Source organism: Stenotrophomonas sp. YJH_SMC_138, from assembly GCF_059369855.1.
On sequence record NZ_JCAFTB010000006.1, the window covers coordinates 125,676 to 144,668 of the forward strand.

Consider the following 18,993-nt stretch of genomic DNA (forward strand, 5'->3'; position numbering starts at 1 on the left):
CGCTACAGCGCCAGTTCCCTGGCAAGGAACGGCGCCGTCCTGCTGCCCTTGGCGCGGGCCACCTGGCGTGGCGTACCCTTCGCCACGATGGTTCCACCTGCGCCGCCTGCGCCCGGGCCGACGTCAATCACCCAGTCGGCCTGTGCGACAGACCGCATGTCGTGCTCGATCATCACCACGGTGTTTCCCGTGTCCACCAGCCGCTGCAACTGCACCAGCAGCCTGTCTGCGTCCAATGCATGCAGGCCGGTGGTGGGTTCGTCCAGTACATAGAGCGTGCGGCCGCGTTGGCTGCGCTGCAGCTCGGTCGCCAGCTTGATGCGCTGCGCCTCGCCCCCTGAAAGCTCCGTGGCCGGCTGGCCGAGCCTGAGATAGCCCAGGCCAATCTCCTGCAGCAGCTGCAGCGGCCGCGCGATGGCTTCTTCACCGGCGAAAAATGCCTGTGCCTGGTCGACCGTCATCTGCAGGACTTCGGCAATGTTGCGGCCGTTCCACAACACCTTCAGCGTGGCCTCGTTGTAGCGGGCGCCATGGCAGGCGGGGCATGGCGCATAGACACTGGGCATGAACAGCAGTTCCACGCTGACGAAACCCTCGCCTTCGCAGGTCTCGCACCGGCCCTTGGCCACGTTGAACGAGAAGCGACCTGCATCGAAGCGGCGGCGTCGCGCGTCGGGGGTCTCGGCGAACAGCTTGCGCACGTGATCGAACAGGCCGGTATAGGTGGCCAGGTTGGAGCGTGGCGTGCGGCCGATCGGTTTCTGGTCCACCTGCACCACGCGCTGGATGGCGTCCACGGCTCCGGCAAGCTGGCCCCGCGTCGCTTCGATCACGGTTGGCCCGTCCTCGGGCGTGCTGTCGGCGCTGTCGTCCACGGGCTCGTGCCCCAGGTGCAGCAGCATCAGCTCGGGCAGCGCCTGCGCCATCAGGCTGGACTTGCCCGATCCGGAAATGCCGGTCACTGCGGTCAGCACTCCCAGCGGCAGCTGCGCGTCCACGCCCTGCAGGTTGTGGCGGTGGATGCCCTTCAGCTCCAGCCAGCGGTCGGCGCTGCGTTCCCGGCTGGCAGGCGCAGGCACCTGGTCGAACAGGTACCGCGCGGTGCGCGAGTCCTCGATGCGGCGCAGGCCGTCGGGCTCGCCACTGTAGAGAACGCGCCCGCCGTGCTCGCCCGCTTGCGGTCCCACGTCCACCAGCCACTGTGCACGTCGCATCAGCTCCAGATCGTGTTCAACGACGAACACCGAGTTGCCGCCATCGCGCAGCCGGTCCAGCGCGTCGTACAGCGCCTGGCTGTCGGCCGGATGCAGGCCGGCCGAGGGCTCATCGAGCACGTACAGCACACCAAACAGCAACGAGCTGAGCTGTGTGGCCAGCCGCAGGCGCTGCAGTTCGCCGGCCGACAGCGTGGGCGTGGCGCGATCCAGCGAGAGATACCCCAGGCCCAGCTCGCGCAGCTGCCGTACCCGCGCCATGACCCCACCCGCCAGTCGCTGCGCGGCCAGGCGTTTTTCCTCCGACAGGGCCGAGGTCAGCCGCACATCGGGCGCGCCCTCGTGGGTCGCACGGCCAGTGGCTGCCCGCTTGGCGCGATCGCGGGGCGTCGCACTCCTGCGGGTGCGTGCGCCGTGGCTGTGTGCACTGAAGTCACCCTGCGCGATGGGCTCGAGCAGCCCGGCCAGTTGATCCAGCGGCAGCCGCATGAACTCGCCGATGTCCACACCGGCAAAGGTGACCGAAAGCGCTTCGGGCTTCAGTCGCTTGCCCTGGCAGGCGGGGCACAGCTTGCCTTCCATGTAGCGCGAGACACGCTTGCGCATCAGCGCGCTCTGGGTGTTGGCGAAGGTGTGCAGCACGTAGCGGCGGGCGCCGGTGTAGGTGCCCATGTAACTGGGCTCCAGCTTGCGCTTGAGTGCGGCACGCGTCTCGGCAGGCGTGAAGCCTGCATAGACGGGCACGGTCGGCGTGTCCTCGGTGAACAGGATCCACTCCCGGTCCTTCTTCGGCAGCTTCTTCCACGGCACGTCGATGTCGTAGCCCAGCGTGACCAGGATGTCGCGCAGGTTCTGGCCATGCCAGGCCGGCGGCCAGGAGGCGATGGCGCGCTCGCGGATGCTCAGCGACGGGTCCGGCACCATCAGCGCTTCGGTCACTTCGTAGACGTGGCCCAACCCATGGCAGGTGCTGCAGGCCCCCTGCGGCGTATTGGGCGAGAAGTCCTCGGCGTACAGCATGGGCTGGTGGGCCGGGTACGCGCCTGCACGCGAATACATCATGCGTACCAGGCTGGACAGCGTGGTCACGCTGCCCACCGATGAACGTGCGTTGCTGGCACCGCGCTGCTGCTGCAGGGCCACCGCCGGCGGCAGGCCGTCGATGGCATCCACGTCGGGCACGCCCGCCTGGTCGATCAGGCGGCGCGCATACGGTGCGACGGATTCAAAGTAGCGCCGCTGGGCCTCGGCGAAGACCGTGCCGAACGCCAGCGAGGATTTGCCCGAACCCGATACCCCGGAGAACACCACCAGCGCATTGCGCGGAATGGAGACGTCGACGTTCTTCAGGTTGTGCTCGCGTGCGCCGCGGACCTCGATGCAGCCGCTGGCTGCGGCAGCGCATGACGACTCGCCAAAGGGGGTGTTGGACATCTTCGCGATCCTGCTGCCAATGAGTGGAATACATGCATGCGCACACGGGCGGCTATTGTCGCTGCTGCAAGGTGAATGGAGTGAGGGGATGTTGATTGCGTGCAGCGTCGGAACACCAGGTGGCCGACGCCAACCGCGCTATACGGCTGATTGTTAACCTGCATTGGCTGAAGGCTTGACGCCACGTTGCCGCACCCTTGATGCAGCCGCTCACAGTGCGGCTCCTATGCTGGGCCCGCCACTACGGCAGTGGGACCCAACCTGGAGATTCACCATGCAACGCGATCAGAAAGACCTGCCCCACCCGGACCCGGAAGCACAGCGCACCGATCCGGTCAGCCCGCTTCAGGCCAAGCTGCATAACCATCGCAATCATGAAGCGGCGTTGCAGGAGACGTTCCCGGCCAGTGACCCGATCTCGCCCTTCGTCGCAGCCCCGACGCCCGACGAGCAGGCCGCGCGCCTGGGTGAGCGGGTCAAACTGCCAGACCGCCGAACGGATGAGGAGGCCGGCGGAGGTGAGCAGTGATCCGGCGCGGCTTTGCACGCGTCGCGGCGGCCACGGCGCGGTTGTCCGGCAGTCTTGGGGCATTCGTCGCGGCACTGGGGGTGATCATCGCCTGGGCCGCCAGCGGCCCGGCCTTCCACTTCAATGACACCTGGCAGCTGGTGGTGAACACCGGCACCACCATCGTGACGTTCCTGATGGTATTCCTGATCCAGCATACCCAGAACGCTGACACCGCTGCGCTGCACATCAAGCTGGACGAGCTGATCCGGGTCAGCAAGGACGCCAACCAGGAGCTGCTGAACCTGGAATCGATGGAGCCGGCCCATCTTGAAGAGATACGCCAGCGCTACGAGGCACTGGCGAAGACCGCGGCGGACATCAAGTCCAAGAAGGAGCGCTGCATGCCCTGCGAAGCGGATGCAACCGCCGAAGCCTGAGGTCACCTTTGCGGCGGCAGCCTACAGCGATGCCGGTGCGAGGCCCTGCCTGGCGGGGCCCTCCAGCAGGGCCCCGGTGGCGGAAAAGCGGCTGCCGTGGCACGGGCAGTCCCATGTGCGTTCATGGCCATTCCATTGGACGACGCACTTGAGGTGCGGGCACAGCGCCGACATTGCGTGCAGCTGGCCATCATCATCGCGGTAGATCGCGGTGCGCTCTCCGTCCACGTCCAGCAGCGCACCGCACCCGCGGCCCAGCTCGCTGGGAGCGCGCGACGACGCGGTTCCAAGGCGATCGCCCACCATGTGCCGCGCAACCGTGGCGTTGGTGCGGGCCCAGCCTGCAGCCGAGCGCAGCGGGGTAAAGCGCATGGGGCTGAGCAGCTGCTCGATCTCGCTGGTCGTTCCCGTGACTCCCTCCGTGATCGCGCGCGCGGCCACGCCCGCCCAGGTCAATCCGTCCGGCCCATAGCCGGTAGCGACCCATACATTGTCGTGCGCGCTGCTGCCGATGTAGGGCAGCTGATCCGCGGCCCGGAACTGCTGCGCGGACCAGCACAGCGGCTCGCCCTGCACGCTGAAGTTGCGACGCGCGTCGGCGACCAGATGCTGGGCCGGATCCATCGCCGGGGTTTCGCCAGTGCGATGTGTCTCCCCGACCAGCACCAGCCAGTCGCGGCCATCAGCGCCATGCACCCCGCGCAGCGAGCGGTGCCGGTCGGCGATCCAGTGAATGCCTGCCGCTGGCGGATTGGCCACCGGTACCGCTACGCCGTATTCGCGGTACACCTCCATCTCGGCCTGCACCAGGTTGAATCCTGCTGGCGAGTGGGTGGCCAGCACAAAGTGCCTGGCATGGATGCGGGCACCAGGGGCCGTCGCCACTCCGGCTGAAGCCTCGATGCGGGTGATCCGGGTCCAGTCGTGGATGCGCACGCGGCCCACCAGATGACGGGCCAGTTCCCTGCAGAACGCCGCCGGATGCAACTGCGCCTGGTCGGGAACGCGGAAAGCGTGGGCCAAGGTGAACGGCAGCCCGGATTGGCGGTGCTCGCAATGCAGGCCAACGCGTTGGTAGGCCTGCAGCTCGCGTTCGAACTGCGCCGTGGCCTCGCGCGAACGCTCCTGCACGCCGTACTGCATGGCCACGCGCTCGAAGCCACAGTGCAGATCGTAGCGGTGAACCAGTGTTTCGATGGAACGCACCGCGTGTTGCCGCCACTGCACGACACGACGTGCCGTGTCACCGCCCCAACGCGCGATCAGGTCTGCCAGCCGGGACACGGGAGCGTAAAGATTGCCGGTTGACATCACCGTGTTGCGTCCGCCGATGGGGCCGGCATCCACCACTACCACATCCAGGCCGCTGTCGGCCAAGCGGGCGGCGGTCAACAGGCCCGTCATGCCTGCACCGACCACGAGCACGTCCGCGCGCGTGGTCCCGGCGAGCGGGCGGAAGCCGTGCGGATCGGAATCAGCTGACCATAAGCTGGCGCGCGGGGACGGGTCGGCCATGAAAAGGATCCTTGCAGGTTCATCGGAGAGCCTTCCCTGATACGCCCTGCCGGGTGAAACGACGGTGGCGTGTCCGTGCAGGAAATGCTCACGTGCGTGGCACTGCCGCGGTGAGGATCAAGACGGGGTGAGTGCCGCATGGACACGATGCCAGCGTCGCCTGCGCGAACCGCGACCCTCTGCTTGCAGCGTGATTGCTAACGTGGCTGCATGGAGGGCCAGGCAGTGAGCACGCACCTGGAAATCGACCTGATGATCGCGCAACTGGAGGAAATGCTGCCCACCTGGGCGGCGTTCTATCCCGAGCCGCAGTTCATCCGCATGCTCGCCGAGGCGCTGGACTACATCGCTGCCAGTGCTGACCCGGATGCCCGCCTGTACTGCGTGATGCGCACCGGGCACCTCGATTCGTGCAGCGGCGAGATCCCCTGGGCGGCGCGCTATGGGGGACGCTAGGCCGATCAATCACGCCGCGACGGCATAGGGTTCCACCAACCTGGCCAGGACGTCCATCGCCGTCTCGGTTGGCGCATCGTCACCGGTCCGCTGGGCGAACCCTGACCAGTCCGCGCGCGCAAGACTCTTCAACTGCTCGGGTTGCGTCGGCAGCCAGCGCATCGGCCAGAACGGGAGACGCCGGTTGCCTACCCTGCCGCGCTGCAGTTCGATCAGTCCCGTGTGGCTTGTAGCACCGAGTACCCGCGAGTACGCCACGCTCAAGCCATCTTCGGGCCCCTCCATGTACTGCAGGAACCGGGCGCCATCGAACAGCAGTACGCCGGTAACGCCGGCATTCCGGTTGAAGCGCGCGGCATCATCGACCAGGTCGTCCAGCTTCCCGCTGCGCAGGCCCAACGGGTCACCCGCAACGGCCGGGCCCGCCTCACTTATGTATGCGACTGCCCTGATCGGCATTGGCTGCTCCTGTAGCGAATCCCCCCAGATTCCGTATCGCAAGCATAGGCCAACCGCGCCGACGATATGTTCCGGCCCTGTGTATTCTGCGAATCAGTTGGGTTCGGGCTGACGGACGGTACGCAGCACGGGCCTGGCCTACGGGTCTGCCCGGGCCCATCGGGCGAGATTCTGCTTCACTTCCGCGATGCCGGCCCAAGGGTCCTTGCGGCGACGTCTGAGCTTTGCGGGTACGTCCTTGATCGTGAAGGCGTCGGCGCGCTTGAGTTTCGCCAGATCACCCCAGGCGATCGGCAGTGCCACCGGCGCGCCCGGCCGGGCGCGCAACGAATAGGACGCGACCGCCGTTGCACCGCGCCCATTGCGCAGATAGTCGACGAAGATCCGCTTGTTGCGCAGGCTCTTGGTGGCGGTTGCCAGGAACCGCTGCGGTTCGGACTGTGCCATTGCATCGGCGAAACCCTTCGCAAAACGCTTGGTCAGGTCCCAATCGCACCCTGGGTTGAGCGGCACGACCACGTGCAGGCCCTTGCCGCCGGAGACTCGCAGGAACGATTCCAGTTCCAGCTGCGCCAGCAGTTTCCGGATGTCGGTTGCCGCTTTCTTGACTTCGGCAAAGGGCACATCCGGTCCGGGATCCAGATCGAACACCACCCGGTCGGCACTGTCGGGCGCCTCGGCGTGGCTGCCCCAAGGGTGGAACTCCAACGCGTTGAACTGCACCAGTTCCAGCAGGCTGGCTGCGTCCCGCACCACCAGGTAATGGGCGTTGATGCCGCTTTCCTGCTTCAGCCTTACCGAATCGACCAGCGCCAGCCCGGCCGTATGGTGTTTCTGGAAGAAGCAGGGCTTTGCGGTGCCACTGGGGCAGCGGATGATCGACAGCGGACGATCCACCACCTCGGGCAGGAGGTGCTCCATCACTGCTGCGTAGTAATCCCACACGTCCTGCTTGGTGTAGCCGTCGCCGGGAAACAGGATCTTGCCTGGGGACGACAGCACGGGGGGCGCGCGATCCGTTGCCGGCGCCCTTTCCACCCGGCGCCCACGCCGCGCGGGCGCTTGCGACCGCGCAGCGGCCGGGGCCGCTCCGGCGCGATCGGAATCGGCGAGGTCGGCGATATCCTTGTCCGCCCGCACCGCCTTCAGCGACGCCTGGCGCAACAGTTGCTGCCCACCGATTCCGCGGTAGAAGACCTCCACCACGAAACGCGGTTCGAACCAGGTCGCGGCGCGCAGATCGGTGTCCTGCGTGGGCACGTACGCGGTTGGCTTGCGGCCGCCGCCGCCCTTGATGCGCTTGCTGATGTCGCCAATCAGTTCATCCGAGAACCCGGACCCGACGCGCCCTGCGTAGAGCCAGCCATGCGTTGCGTCTGGCCGGGCCAGCAGCAGCGAACCAAAGCCGGTGCGGCTGCCTTTGGGTGCGGTGTAGCCCACCACCGCGAACTCGTCGCTGGCCAGCTGCTTCGTCTTGCGCCAGTCCTCGCTGCGGCCGCTGTGGTAGCTGCGATCGGCGCGCTTGGAAATGATGCCCTCGAAGTGCTGCTCACCGGCCAGACGATAGGCCTGGTCGCCATCCCCCTGTACATGCGAACTGAAGGCCAGTGGGCTGCCCTGCCCCTCCAGCACCGATTGCAGCAGGGTCTTGCGCTCCAGCAGGGGCGCATCGGCCACATCCACGCCATCAAGATGCAGCAGATCGAACAGCGCATACGTCAGGACGCCTTGCTTCTCGCCGGAAAGCGTGGCCTGCAGCAGGTTGAAGTCTTCCTTGGTGCCGGCGCCGGCGATCAGCTCGCCGTCCAGTGCCGCCGACCTCAGGCCCAGGGCCGCGATCGCATCACGTATTTCGGGAAGTTTGGCGGTCCATTCCAGCGCGTTCCGTGACCACAGCTGCACGTTGCCCTCAGCCACCGTAGCAAGGATGCGGTACCCGTCCCATTTGATCTCATGCACCCACTGCCCGCCCTGGGGCGGCGCTTCGCCCAGCTTGGCCAACTGCGGCTCAAACGGCCCGGACGGCGCTGCCGCCCTTTTCGCCTTGCTGAGCGCCAGGGCCTTCTTCGCCCAGTTCTTTCTCCGGGCGCGTCTGGCAGGTACCGCCGTCAGCCGCTTCTTCGCGGCCTTGCCAGCGCCGGCACGCTTCAGATCCTCCGGTGGCGCTTCAGCGACGTCCCCCAGCAGATCGTCTGCCTCGATATCGCTGGCAAATTCGTCGTCGTCCTTGAACAGCAGCCACTGTGGCTGGCGCGCGGGCCTTCCCGACCGGACCAGATGCCAGCCGCCTTTCAACTTGGTACCGAACAGCTCGAAGCGCAGATGGCCCTTGGCGAGCTGGGCTTCCGGATCGCCCTGCGTGGCCCATACACCGTGGTCAAACTGGGCGACATGGCCGCCGCCGTACTGGCCCTTGGGAATCTCACCCTCGAACGCCGCGTAGTCCACCGGGTGGTCTTCCACTTCCACCGCCATGCGCTTGACCTTCGGGTCGTAACTGGGGCCTTTGGGCACCGCCCAGCTCTTCAGCGCATCGCCAACCTGCAGGCGGAAGTCATAGTGCCTGCGGCTGGCATGATGCAGCTGCACCACGAAAATGGCGCGCTGGCCTTTCGGCAGCGCCTTGCCCGGCTCGGGCTCCTTGGTCTGGTCAAAACGACGCTTGCGGCGATACTCGACCAGGGACATGGCCAGCTCCGCGCTATTTGCCCAGGTGCTTCCGGACAGCAACCGCCGTGGGCCCGACTGCCGCGACGGCCGCGCGAAGTTCGTCGGCGGACACGCCCAGCGTCGTGGTCCAGTACCGCAGTTCGTAATCCTCATTGACGTTGATGCGGTCCCGGTCCGGGCTGCCGGCGTTGTTCTTGTCATCGCTCATGGGAGTCTCCAGCGTGATCGGGGGTGAACTGACCGTACCGGCCATTCCATGGGCACTGAGCGATGCCACTGTGAAGCCATGGCGAAGGCCGCCGGCACGGCGTCCTGCCGATGCGCGAAAGACGCTGCTTCGTGAAGGCAGCGCGCAGGGTCCGCGTGGGAATTCACATGCCGCCTTCACTCCTTCCCCGCCTGATCGCAACCGGACGGGACCTACTCTGGGCACTCCATTCACAGCGGAGCCCAGCATGGCTATCAAGACGGCGGAAGATCTGTTCATCCACGAGCTCTCGGACATCTACAGCGCCGAGAAGCAGCTGACCAAGGCGCTTCCGCGCCTGGCCCGTGCGGCCGAGAATCCGGATCTGGCCGCAGCGTTCGAAACGCACCTGGAAGAAACCCAGGGGCAGATCGAACGCATCGACCAGGTGGTCGAGGTGCTCGGCATCCGCCTGAAGCGCATCAAGTGCGCGGCGATGGAAGGCCTGGTCGAGGAAGGCAAGGAGGTGATCGACAGCATCGACAAGGGGCCGGTGCGCGACGCTGCCCTGATCGGTGGCGCGCAGAAGGTCGAGCATTATGAAATTGCCTCCTACGGCACCATCGCCGCGCTGGCCAAGCAGCTGGGCTACAAGGACGCCCTGCCGTTGCTGCTGGAGACGCTGGAGGAAGAAAAGGCGACCGATGAGAAGCTGACCCTGCTGGCCAAGGGCGGCGGCAATGCCAAGGCCACGCAGGCCGCCTGAGTCGAATCGCATGCCGCTCGGCCGCCATGGAAGGCGGCCTCAGGGTGGGTAGAGCACCTGATCCTTTTGGCAGAAGAACGTGCGTCGCCGCGTCGTACCCATGTACAGCTTGCTGATGGGGCCACCGCAGAGCGGGCACACCTTTCGCGTATGCACCTGCCAGTGCTTCTTCAATTCGAAGCGCCGTTTCCATTCCAGGAAGTCGAAGCTGTAGGCACGGGCCTGGTTGATCAGGGCGGTGAGCTTGCGCGGTGGCAGGTCGCCCAGTCGCGTGGCCGGATGCACGCGGATGCGGAACAGCACCTCATTCTTGATGATATTGCCGACGCCCGCGAAGATCGTCTGGTCCAGAAGCGCATCACAGACCAGGGTGTCCGGCAGTGCCTTCAGCTTGCGCCGGGCCAGTTTTGGATCCCAGGCGTCGTTCATCACGTCCGCCCGCCAGTCGTAGACGTCGTCCAACGGCTGGTCGATCAGTCGGACGGAACACGCGTAGAAATTCAGTTCCCCGTTGTCGAATGCCAGCGACACCCGTGCAGGAGCTGGCTTCCGTTCGTCGATGCGCCAGCTGCCGAACATCATCAGATGGATGCGCAGCGTGTGGTGGCTGAACTCCAGCAGGAAGTGCTTGCCCCAGCTGCGAACCGCCTTGACCCTGCGTCCCTGCAGCGGTGACAGGTCGATGCGGCTGTTGCCGGAGACGCCGCGCACGACGTGACCCTTGAAGCGGCTGGCGGCTTCGCGCAGCAGGACAATGGACGGGCCCTCAGGCATGCGCGTTCTCCTGCAGCAGTGCCTGCAGGTGCAGGGCGTTGCCGGTCGCGTGGCCCAGCGCGGTGTTGTCCAGTACGCACCAGGCGCGGCGCTGCGCAGCGGCTTCACGCTGCAGGTGCTGGGCCAGCCCCGCCAGCGCCTGTTCGCTGTAGGGGCTGCGATAGATCTGCGGCTGCCCGTGCCAGCGCCAGTAGCTCCACGTGCGGTCACCGCCCGGGACAGCTGCTGCCGGTACCCGGGCCGGGTCAGCCGCGACCCGTGCGATGCCATGGTCGCTCAGCAGCGTATCGACGTCTGCAGTGAACCAACTGGGGTGGCGCGGTTCGCAGGCGACATCAACCGAGGTGCGTGCGCGCAGTCCGTGCAGGAATGCCTTTACGGTTGCCGGCTCATACGCCAGGCTGGGCGGCAGCTGGAGCAGCAGCGGCCCCAGCCTGTCCCCCAGCGCGATCACGCCATCAAGGAACAGCGCCAGCGGCTGCATCGCGTCGCGCAGCCGGCGTTCATGGCTGATCACGCGCGGCAGTTTCACCGCGAAGCGGAAACCCGCGGGCACGCTCGCCGCCCACCGGGCGTAGGTCGCCGCCTGGTGGGGGCGGTAGAACGAGGAATTGATCTCGACCATCGGCAGGCGGGTGGCATAGCGCTGCAGTACGCTGTCGCCTGCGCCGAACGCCGCCTGCGCCGCGCGCGACAGCGACCAGCCTGCGCAGCCGATCCGTACATGTCCTGGCGTGCCCGGGGCGGCGCCTGCGCTCATCGTGCTACCGGTCCGTCCGGCTCCAGCAACCGGCCATCGCCGGCGCCTGGCGGCGCCTGCGCCACCGATTGCAGTCGATCAAGCGCACTGGTGCCAGGAGCGAGCGCGGAGGCGCTGCGCACGAAGCCGGTCCAGTCGGAGATCGCGATCTTTCCCAGCGCCAGCTCATCCACGCGCACGCTGTGCATGCGCCAGTGCGGGAACTGCCGCCGCCCCACCCTGCCCCGGTTGAGTTCGACCAGACCGTTGTGGCTGCCGGCGGCCAGGATGCGGGTGTACGCCGCGCTGACACCGGACTCCGGGCCTTCGAGATATTGCAGGAAGCGCGTGCCGTCGAACAGGAGGACGCCGGTCACATCAACCGACTCGTTGAACAGCATCGCATCCGCGACAAGCTGCTGCAGCCGTTCTGCAGTCAGGTTTCGGGTGGCTTCACTTACATATGCAATGGCACGAAGAGGCATGACAGCACCGGGTTGTTGCAGATGGCTCTACCTTAGCGGTGCGGATCAAACGCGCGGTGACACCGGCGTGGAGGCGGCGTTGAACCTGTACGTGCCAACGCCGCGCTGCGTTGACACCCGGCTCGAGCACCACGACCGGCATGCCGTGTCTTCTTCCGATGGATTTGCTTTCGTGGAGAATGCATGAGGAAGCGCGTGCCTGCGCATGACATCACGTTGGCGGTGGTGCCACCGCCGTCTAGCGGCGGATCTGGAAGATGGTCGCTGCCGCCAATCGGGCGGCTCACTCCAAGGAGACTTTCCATGGCCAACCAGAACCAGAACCAGGGCAGCAGCAACCGCGGCTTCGCTTCGATGGACGAAGACAAGCAGCGCGAGATCGCCGCCAAGGGCGGCCGCGCCGCGCATGAGTCGGGCAACGCCCATGAATTCAGCTCTGAAGAAGCGCGCGAAGCCGGTCGCAAGGGCGGCGAAGCGGTGAGCCAGGATCGCCAGCACATGGCCGACATCGGCCGCGAAGGCGGCCAGAACAGCCATGGCGGCGGCAACCAGGGTGGCAACCAGGGCGCTCGGCAGCAACAGCAGGAACGTGGCGGCAACAACAACCGCGGTGGCCAGCAGCGTTGATCGAGACTGACCGGTTGCACCCCATGTGGGCGGACAGCGTGTCCGCCCACTTTTTTTCACGCGAAACGTGGGGCGGAGGCCCGCCCCGGCCTGTCCCGCGTCAAGGCTCCCGTGGCGGCAGGTCGAGCGCACCGGCGCCCGGCCCGGCGCCCAGTTCGGCACCGGTTGTCGGCCGTGCTTCGGGATCGGAAAGCGTTCGCAGGGTCATGGCCTGCACCGCCGCCTGCTCGCGTGGGTCCAGGCCCACCGTGGCGCTGCCGTCACCGCCGTCCACAGCGGCCTGGGCCTCGCGGTCGCTGACCCGCTCCCACAGCTCGCCGCTGTTCCAGCTGCCCAGCAGGTCGTCGGCGCCGTCGCCCTGCGACATGTCCATGTACAGGTCGGTAAAGGCGGGGTCACCCGGCTGCTTGCCCGGCGGGAAGTTGGGCTGGATGCTGTGCAATGCCTTTTCGAAGGACTTCTGGTGGGCGATTTCGCGCGTCATCAGGAAGCGCAGTGCGTCCTTGATGCCTGGATCATCGGTCACCGTGATCAGTCGTTCGTAGACCAGCTTGGCGCGGGCTTCGGCGGCGATGTTCGAGCGCAGGTCGGCGGTGGGCTCCCCGATCGAATCGACGTAGGCCGCCGTCCACGGCACCCCGCTGGAATTGACCAGCGCCGGGCCGCCCCCATACAGGATCTGTTCGGTATGGCTGGTGCTGTTCTGGCCCAGCAGCCGCATGTCCTCGGCTTCGGCAAGACCCTCGGACTGGATGGCCTTCGGGCCGCGGTTGAGCATGGCGATGATGGTGCCGATGATCTCCAGGTGGCTGATCTCTTCGGTGGCAATGTCCATCAGCAGGTCCTTGCGGCCCGGATCGCATTCACCGAGTCCCTGGGTGAAGTAACGCATTGCAGCCGCCAGTTCGCCTTGGGGGCCGCCAAACTGTTCCAGCATGAGGCTGGCAAGCTGCGGGTTGGATTCGCGCACGCGCACGGTGTACATCAGCTTCCTGTGGTGGAAGAACATGGGACTGTCTCCTGTGTATGGCAGGCGGGACCGGGATCAACGCTTGGCTTGGGCGCCAGGCGTTTCGTCACGGTTGAGGAAGGCGCCGACCAGGCTGTCCTGGTGCTCTTCCAGCCAGCGCGCCATGGCGATCTCTTCCTGCAGGATCTGGCCGCACACGGCCGCGATATCCGGCGCAGCGGCCCGCTCGGCCGCGATCACCAGCGCCCGGTAGGTGGCGATCTCGGTGTTCTCGAAGCCAAAGGAGATGCCGATGCTCTTGACGACCTCGTCCTCCATCAAGGTGTTGCCGGCAGCGTGGATCGCTGCGGTCATGCTCGCGAACAGCCCCTTGGCGGTGGGCACGCTTCCGCCGAGCGCTTCAATGCACTCGCGCAGGGAGGCGGCCTGCTGCTGCGTCTCCAGTACGTGCTGGCCGATGCGTGCGGCAAGATGGGGATAGTTCTGGATGCGCGAAGCCATGGCCTTCATCATGGTCTCCGCCTCCTGCTCCATGGCGTAGGCATCCTGCAGCCATTTCAGCAGGCGCTCGCTGCGGACGGTGTTCTGGTCTGCCATCATGGTCTCCGGTAGTGGGGCGACACGCCTCCGGGGACCATGGTGGCGAGGCAGCAATCACTGCCCCGTCGGCCGGCGTGAGCCGGCGGGCGTGCGCGCTGCACCTGGCGCTGATGCGGTCATAACATCCGCTGTTGCGTGGCAACGCCTGCCGCGAACTCAGGCGGGCATCGCGCCGGACACTACAGCGCTGCCGGCGTCGCGACGGGGGCTTGCTGCGGGTGCGCGCGCGCCTGCGGACGCCTTCAACGCCTGGATCACCCGGTGCTGCGCACGGTGCGCGCCCCCTTCCACGCCCACGACGTAGACAAAGCGGCCATCGAACTTGGCCTGGGCACCCTCCAGCACGTCATCCTCCTGCAGGGCGCGCTTGAGCGACTTCATCCATGCCCGTTCGGGGGTGCGATCCAGCTCCACGACGATCGCAGCGCCGCCGCAATCCAGTGACATGCACTCCACGCGCAATGCGCAGGGGGCGGTGGGGTCGGTGGCGGATCGAGGCATGGTCATGGCTCCAGTGCTGGGGGACGGCGGCAGTATCCATGGCCGCCGCCAACGCGCCGTCAAAAAAGGCGCACCGCCTTCCACGCCGCATCGACGGCATGGAGCACCTGCGCGGGGCGGCTTCGCGCTGGGCTGACACGGCCCACGCGCGCCGTTGATGCAATACAGCACACACTGCAGTTCCCAAGGCAACACAGGCATGCGCGCATGCAATCGGAAATGGACCAGCGCAGGTGCAACCTGCTGCTGGTTGAAGACCAGCTCGACCTGGCTGCACTGATGGAACAGGCGCTGGAAGACGGCGGCGGCCGGGTGACCCACGCCTACAGCGTGTTCGATGCGCTGGGGCTGCTGGATACGCAACGTTTCGATGGCGCGGTTCTGGATGTGGAGCTCCGCGATGGCGTGGTGTTCCCGGTGGCCGATCGACTGGCGGAACTCGGCATTCCCTACCTGTTCGTCTCTGCGGTCTATGACCAGCTGGTGCCGCTGCGCCACCGCCGCGCAACCTTTGTGGCCAAGCCGTTCCACATCGACCAGTTGCAGGAAGCCGTCCAGCAGGTCGTGGGAGACGCCTGCGCGCCCCCTGCCACGCATTGAGCGGCAGACGCTGGGATTACGCCAGGTGTGGGGCTACCAGCTGGCGCAGCGCACCACCGCGGGAGAGCCCGCTCCAATTGCCACGAGCGACGCTGCGGATGTCGGCAGGGTCGGTCCAGAGCAGCCGCATCGACCAATAGGGAAAGAACCGGCCGGACACCCTGCCCCGGCCCAGCTCAAGCAGTTCGCAATGGCTGCGGGCACCGAGGATGCGGCTGTACACCACGTTGATGCTGTCTTCCGGTCCCTCGATGTACTGGAGGAAGCGGTGCCCATCGTAAAGAAGCACACCCGTCACGCCTGCTTCGAAGTTGAAGCGGGCAGCGGCCCTGGCGAGGTCGTCCACAGGGTCCATGGAAAGCCCCGGTATCGCCTCACTTGCGTAAGCGATTGCGCGGAGGGGCACGTTGATTCCTTCTGACGCAGGAAGTGTCCTGCCCTTCCATGATGCTGCCCTTGCCGTAGAGCCAAATGAGGCGGTTCACAACCTGCCTCGCTCCATCCTCTCCCCTGCGGCACACTGCAGTAACAGGTATCCGGCTCAGGCGGCCTTTGCGTAGGGCTCGACAATCAGCAGCAGCTTGTCCATCGCCGTGGCATCGGCCTGTCCGGTCGCTGCCCGCTGGATGAAGCTGGTCCAGTCGGCACAGGCGATCTCGCGCAGCTCATCTGCAGTGACGGACAGGCAACGCATGGGCCAGAACGGCAGCCGCCGCTGGCCGACACGACCCCGCGCAAGTTCGATCAGGTGGATGTGACTGCTGGCGACGGCGACACGGGAGAAGGCCACATCCAGTCCATCGGCAGGGCCCTCCATGTACTGCAGGAAGCGTTCGCCGTCGAACAGCAGCACCCCGGTCACCCCTGCGCCCCGATTGAAGCGCGCGGCATCGTCCATCAGCGCTTTCAGACGTTCCGGCGAGAATCCACTGACGGCCTCGCTGACGTAGGCGATGGCTCGATTCGGCATGGTGCCACTCCTGCTCTCCCAGCGCTTCACTCTAGGACGGGCATCGTGGCGAAACCGTAAACGCCAGCCGGGAAGACATCACATCATGCCCAATTCAGCGTGGTTTCCGAGGCGCTTCCAGGTACCGCCATCCGCCGATCTGCCGCCGTGGCGGGGCGCGCACCCTCCATTCCGGCCAGGTAGGCCGAGAACCCTCCGGTCGCGCGTCCCACCAGGCGGGCACTGGTCATGACGATGGGAGCGCCGGCCCACCTTACGTCAGCGCCGAGGCGTTGCAGCCTCCTCACCAGTGCAACATCCTCTCCACAGCGCAGGGGAGCAAATCCCCCTGCCGCCAGATAGGCCTGGGCGGAGACGCCGAAATTGGCACCGTGGATGCGCCCATGATCGTCGCCCCACTGCTGCCGTTTCTGGAACGCGCGTCGCAGGCGCTTCTCCGTCCTGGAGGTGGTTGCTATGTCCACCAGTCCGCAGAAGGCGTCGCACCGGCCCTCAAGCTGGGCAACCAGCCATTCGGGAGGTACCTCGCTGTCGGCATCGGTGCTCGCCAGCCATCTCGCACCGCGTCCGAGCAGCTCAGCGGCGGCCGCTGCCCTGGCAACGCCGACGCAGCGTGCTTCCAGGCGCACCGTATCGACCCGCTGCTGCTGGCAGATGGACGCGGTGGCATCCGAGCAGCTGTCCAGTGCAACCACCACCTGCACTGCTTCGCCGTGCAGCCCGGGATGCAGGGCTGCCCTTCGGATCGATTGCAGGCAGCGCTCCACGCTGGCTGCCTCGTCATGGGCCGGAACCAGGATGCCGATCATCGCAGGCCCTCGTTGCGGGCCAGCGATAGTGCGCTGCGCGTCCAGCCCTGCAGCACGAAGTCCGCATCACGATAGTGGAAGGCTTCGTGCAGGCCTTGGCCAAGGCACCGATGCACGACGTCGGTGCGACTTGCGCGCCCATGGAACGAAGGCAACCAATGGCAGGCGACCAGCAGTCCGTCGTCGCGAAGGGCCGAATCGATGCCGGCGCGCAGCTCGCGCAGCGCTGCTGCACCCAGGTAGTAGCCCATTTCCCCGCAGACGATCAGGTCGAAGCGGCCCGGCGGCCATTGCTCGGGATGGCTGGCGCAATGGACCTGCACATGCGGCAGGTGGGCCAGGTTGCGGCGGGCCCGGAACGCTGCGCGTGGGCTGATGTCGGTGGCCAGCAGGCGCTCGCAGCGGGCGGCCAAGGCCTCGGTCAGCACGCCGTTGGAGCATCCCAGCTCCCAGCCCCGAATGAACTGGCGCTGGCTCAGGCTGGCCAGCAGCAGCGCACGCTTGCGTTCTTCATACCATCGGCTGCGATAGCCGAAGGGATCCTCCTGCTCATGCAGTTCATCGAAGTACGGTTGCGCGCTCATGCCAGGAATACCTCGTAGTTCCGGAAGAATCGGGTCAGTACATGTGCGGGCAGCACCGGCGGGCTGTTCAATTCCGGCACCTCGCCGGTCTGGGTCCGGAAGTGCGCGATGGCGTTTCGTTTTGCGGCAGCCACTGCTGAAATGTCGATCAGCCTGGGAACCTCCCACGCCATGTGTGCGCAGGCGGGGTCAAGCCAGTGCCAGCCCCACACCGGGTACTCCAGGCGTCGGCAGCCCACTGTCCGCACCGCCCTGCAGGCAGCACGCCCTGCGGCTTCATGATCGGGATGCCCATCAAAGCGCCAGGGTGCCAGGACCAGGTCGCTCGGCTGGAGGTGCTGCTGCAGCCAGTCTTCCAGGCCCTGTTCGTGCGCACTGACCGCGCCGTCGGCGATGCCGAGATGAAACGCGGATCCAGGCCGGATACCGAGTTCGCCCAGCGCTGCGGCAAGCTCGGCGCGTCGCGCCGAGCGCAGGCGTTCTGGCGTCCACCAGTGCTCGTCCGGATAGCACGCTTCGCCATCGGTCACGGCGACGACGCGTACCTCCATGCCCTGCTCCGCAGCGTGACGGAGCAGTCCACCACAGCCGAGGATCTCGTCGTCTGGATGGGGTGCGACCACCACGACGCGATCATGGCCGGCGCACAGGGCATTGGCCGATGTTGCCGGCCGCTGCCACAGCCAATCGCAGCGCAGCCATGCCTGCTCCTGCGTTCCTTCCCCCTGCAGGGGTGTCCTGGCTACAGCGCCCATGTCGCCTCCTGGCTCGCCCGCTGGCCGCCCAGCCATTCCCAATCGCGATCTGCGTGGTTCTGCCGAAGGAACACGGTCAGGTCCGCGCAGCGACGGGCGTGGGCATCCTCCAGGCACATCGGCGCCGGGCCCAATGCGCGCCCCGCCAGATCCAGGACACGCGTCGCCGCGCGCTCGACCACGCAGCGCAGGCGCACGACCTCTTCGCGATGCGCCAATTCCGGCGCGGCGTCGATGCGTGCCGCCACTTCGCGAAGCAGCGCCGCCGCCGGGCCCAAGGCGAGGTCCACTTCACCCAGTAATCGCGCGCGATTCCCCTCGCTGCAGGCTGGCCGCATGCGCTCGGCCAAGGCGGCCGCCGCGCCGAACCAGACTGCCGCGATGCCCGCACCGCCGTGCCAGAAACCCGGTCGCTGCAGGTACTCATCGCGCGTTCCCAGAAGCGCCATCGGTGCGCCGTCGAACCGCACCGTGGTGGACGGAACGCCGGCCATGCCAACGGCCGGCCAGGGCTCATCTGCAAGCGTGCGCCAGTGTTTCGCCGCGACCTGGCACAGCCACACGCCCTGCGCGTTGCGGACGGTTACCAATGCCGCATCCACCCACGCGCTGCCGGAACACCAAGGCTTGTCACCATGGAGCTGGCCGTGGGCATCGAAGCGGAGTGTGTTGGCTGGACCTTCCGCCGCCCAGACCGCCAGTAGCTGGCCTTCAGCCAGGGCGGGCGCGTTCAGTTCGGCAATGATCGCCTGGGCGTCGTAGTGCGCCTCAAGCACTTTGGCCAGGCACAGGTCTTCCGCCCCCCATGCCGCCAGCGCCTGCCACCGCCGCAGCGTGCGGCCGCTTCCGGGCAATGGCAGGTCGGGCCGCTGGACCACTAACTCGCGAGCGCGGCCCTCCAGCGGGGATGGCGACGTCACATGCTGCATG

Annotated in this window: 23 protein-coding genes; 6 read left to right on the forward strand and 17 right to left on the reverse strand. The window is 66.7% G+C overall.

The window, feature by feature from the left end; genetic code table 11:
- Window positions 1-2: 2 nt before the first annotated feature.
- Window positions 3-2,648: an excinuclease ABC subunit UvrA gene (locus AC5P7I_RS14095; RefSeq protein WP_262087644.1), complete on the reverse strand. Its 2,646-nt coding sequence runs from the start codon at window positions 2,646-2,648 to the stop codon at window positions 3-5.
- Between the two features lie 274 nt (window positions 2,649-2,922).
- Here AC5P7I_RS14095 and AC5P7I_RS14100 point away from each other — a divergent pair, with 274 nt between their 5' ends.
- Together AC5P7I_RS14100 and AC5P7I_RS14105 are read left to right on the forward strand one after the other, a co-directional pair.
- The gene (locus AC5P7I_RS14100) at window positions 2,923-3,177 is read left to right on the forward strand and encodes a hypothetical protein (protein WP_262087646.1); all 255 of its coding nucleotides are present in this window, start codon (window positions 2,923-2,925) and stop codon (window positions 3,175-3,177) included.
- Window positions 3,174-3,596: a low affinity iron permease family protein gene (locus AC5P7I_RS14105; protein ID WP_014647164.1), complete on the forward strand. Its 423-nt coding sequence runs from the start codon at window positions 3,174-3,176 to the stop codon at window positions 3,594-3,596. The genes AC5P7I_RS14100 and AC5P7I_RS14105 overlap by 4 nt, the downstream gene beginning before the upstream one ends.
- Before the next feature lie 21 nt (window positions 3,597-3,617).
- Here the strand turns inward: AC5P7I_RS14105 and AC5P7I_RS14110 are convergent, their stop codons facing one another.
- Entirely contained in the window at window positions 3,618-5,111 is a 1,494-nt protein-coding gene (locus tag AC5P7I_RS14110) for an FAD-dependent oxidoreductase (protein ID WP_262087648.1), read from the reverse strand.
- Between the two features lie 225 nt (window positions 5,112-5,336).
- Here AC5P7I_RS14110 and AC5P7I_RS14115 point away from each other — a divergent pair, with 225 nt between their 5' ends.
- A complete protein-coding gene (locus tag AC5P7I_RS14115; RefSeq protein WP_014647166.1) occupies window positions 5,337-5,567 on the forward strand; it encodes a hypothetical protein in 231 nt (76 codons plus the stop codon).
- 9 nt (window positions 5,568-5,576) lie between these two features.
- Here the strand turns inward: AC5P7I_RS14115 and AC5P7I_RS14120 are convergent, their stop codons facing one another.
- The 3 genes from AC5P7I_RS14120 to AC5P7I_RS14130 all read right to left on the reverse strand — a co-directional run bounded on the left by AC5P7I_RS14120 (window position 5,577) and on the right by AC5P7I_RS14130 (window position 8,904).
- The gene (locus AC5P7I_RS14120) at window positions 5,577-6,026 is read right to left on the reverse strand and encodes a BLUF domain-containing protein (protein WP_014647167.1); all 450 of its coding nucleotides are present in this window, start codon (window positions 6,024-6,026) and stop codon (window positions 5,577-5,579) included.
- Between the two features lie 138 nt (window positions 6,027-6,164).
- Window positions 6,165-8,714, reverse strand: a complete 2,550-nt coding sequence (ligD, locus tag AC5P7I_RS14125) for a DNA ligase D (RefSeq protein WP_262087650.1) — start codon at window positions 8,712-8,714, stop codon at window positions 6,165-6,167.
- Between the two features lie 13 nt (window positions 8,715-8,727).
- Window positions 8,728-8,904 carry a DUF3606 domain-containing protein gene (locus AC5P7I_RS14130; RefSeq protein WP_014647169.1) on the reverse strand — a complete coding sequence of 59 codons (177 nt, stop codon included), beginning with the start codon at window positions 8,902-8,904 and terminating at the stop codon, window positions 8,728-8,730.
- 247 nt (window positions 8,905-9,151) lie between these two features.
- On the opposite strand from AC5P7I_RS14130, the gene AC5P7I_RS14135 reads away from it, so the two are divergent.
- Window positions 9,152-9,649, forward strand: coding sequence for a YciE/YciF ferroxidase family protein (locus AC5P7I_RS14135; RefSeq protein WP_014647170.1), 498 nt, complete (start codon window positions 9,152-9,154; stop codon window positions 9,647-9,649).
- Window positions 9,650-9,688: 39 nt separating this feature from the next.
- On the opposite strand, the gene AC5P7I_RS14140 is transcribed toward AC5P7I_RS14135, so the two are convergent.
- The 3 genes from AC5P7I_RS14140 to AC5P7I_RS14150 are packed head-to-tail and all read right to left on the reverse strand — an operon-like array spanning window position 9,689 to window position 11,647.
- On the reverse strand, window positions 9,689-10,423 hold the full coding sequence (locus tag AC5P7I_RS14140) for a DNA-formamidopyrimidine glycosylase family protein (protein ID WP_262087653.1): 735 nt from the start codon (window positions 10,421-10,423) through the stop codon (window positions 9,689-9,691).
- Window positions 10,416-11,183 (reverse strand): DUF72 domain-containing protein, encoded by a 768-nt coding sequence (locus tag AC5P7I_RS14145; RefSeq protein WP_046430677.1) that lies wholly within the window; start codon window positions 11,181-11,183, stop codon window positions 10,416-10,418. Before AC5P7I_RS14145 ends, AC5P7I_RS14140 begins: the two co-directional genes overlap by 8 nt.
- Window positions 11,180-11,647 (reverse strand): BLUF domain-containing protein, encoded by a 468-nt coding sequence (locus AC5P7I_RS14150; protein ID WP_014647173.1) that lies wholly within the window; start codon window positions 11,645-11,647, stop codon window positions 11,180-11,182. The genes AC5P7I_RS14145 and AC5P7I_RS14150 overlap by 4 nt, the downstream gene beginning before the upstream one ends.
- A gap of 303 nt (window positions 11,648-11,950) precedes the next feature.
- On the opposite strand from AC5P7I_RS14150, the gene AC5P7I_RS14155 reads away from it, so the two are divergent.
- Window positions 11,951-12,274: a KGG domain-containing protein gene (locus AC5P7I_RS14155; protein WP_014647174.1), complete on the forward strand. Its 324-nt coding sequence runs from the start codon at window positions 11,951-11,953 to the stop codon at window positions 12,272-12,274.
- 100 nt (window positions 12,275-12,374) lie between these two features.
- Here the strand turns inward: AC5P7I_RS14155 and AC5P7I_RS14160 are convergent, their stop codons facing one another.
- The 3 genes from AC5P7I_RS14160 to AC5P7I_RS14170 all read right to left on the reverse strand — a co-directional run bounded on the left by AC5P7I_RS14160 (window position 12,375) and on the right by AC5P7I_RS14170 (window position 14,345).
- Window positions 12,375-13,283, reverse strand: coding sequence for a manganese catalase family protein (locus AC5P7I_RS14160; RefSeq protein WP_046430681.1), 909 nt, complete (start codon window positions 13,281-13,283; stop codon window positions 12,375-12,377).
- A 36-nt stretch (window positions 13,284-13,319) separates the two neighbouring features.
- Entirely contained in the window at window positions 13,320-13,841 is a 522-nt protein-coding gene (locus tag AC5P7I_RS14165) for a ferritin-like domain-containing protein (protein ID WP_046430683.1), read from the reverse strand.
- Between the two features lie 159 nt (window positions 13,842-14,000).
- Window positions 14,001-14,345, reverse strand: coding sequence for a hypothetical protein (locus AC5P7I_RS14170; protein ID WP_100450505.1), 345 nt, complete (start codon window positions 14,343-14,345; stop codon window positions 14,001-14,003).
- 207 nt (window positions 14,346-14,552) lie between these two features.
- On the opposite strand from AC5P7I_RS14170, the gene AC5P7I_RS14175 reads away from it, so the two are divergent.
- Window positions 14,553-14,945 (forward strand): response regulator, encoded by a 393-nt coding sequence (locus AC5P7I_RS14175; RefSeq protein WP_014647178.1) that lies wholly within the window; start codon window positions 14,553-14,555, stop codon window positions 14,943-14,945.
- Between the two features lie 16 nt (window positions 14,946-14,961).
- Here AC5P7I_RS14175 and AC5P7I_RS14180 read toward each other — a convergent pair whose 3' ends face one another.
- The 6 genes from AC5P7I_RS14180 to AC5P7I_RS14205 form a co-directional block, all read right to left on the reverse strand.
- On the reverse strand, window positions 14,962-15,351 hold the full coding sequence (locus AC5P7I_RS14180) for a BLUF domain-containing protein (protein WP_262087657.1): 390 nt from the start codon (window positions 15,349-15,351) through the stop codon (window positions 14,962-14,964).
- A 135-nt stretch (window positions 15,352-15,486) separates the two neighbouring features.
- Entirely contained in the window at window positions 15,487-15,915 is a 429-nt protein-coding gene (locus tag AC5P7I_RS14185; protein WP_262087659.1) for a BLUF domain-containing protein, read from the reverse strand.
- A gap of 83 nt (window positions 15,916-15,998) precedes the next feature.
- Window positions 15,999-16,724, reverse strand: coding sequence for a glycosyltransferase family 2 protein (locus AC5P7I_RS14190; RefSeq protein ID WP_046430710.1), 726 nt, complete (start codon window positions 16,722-16,724; stop codon window positions 15,999-16,001).
- Window positions 16,721-17,308: a class I SAM-dependent DNA methyltransferase gene (locus tag AC5P7I_RS14195; protein WP_262087662.1), complete on the reverse strand. Its 588-nt coding sequence runs from the start codon at window positions 17,306-17,308 to the stop codon at window positions 16,721-16,723. Before AC5P7I_RS14195 ends, AC5P7I_RS14190 begins: the two co-directional genes overlap by 4 nt.
- Window positions 17,305-18,063 carry a PIG-L deacetylase family protein gene (locus AC5P7I_RS14200; RefSeq protein WP_032955969.1) on the reverse strand — a complete coding sequence of 253 codons (759 nt, stop codon included), beginning with the start codon at window positions 18,061-18,063 and terminating at the stop codon, window positions 17,305-17,307. The genes AC5P7I_RS14195 and AC5P7I_RS14200 overlap by 4 nt, the downstream gene beginning before the upstream one ends.
- Window positions 18,051-18,992 (reverse strand): acyl-CoA dehydrogenase, encoded by a 942-nt coding sequence (locus tag AC5P7I_RS14205; protein ID WP_088375225.1) that lies wholly within the window; start codon window positions 18,990-18,992, stop codon window positions 18,051-18,053. Before AC5P7I_RS14205 ends, AC5P7I_RS14200 begins: the two co-directional genes overlap by 13 nt.
- Between the last annotated feature and the right edge of the window lies 1 nt (window position 18,993).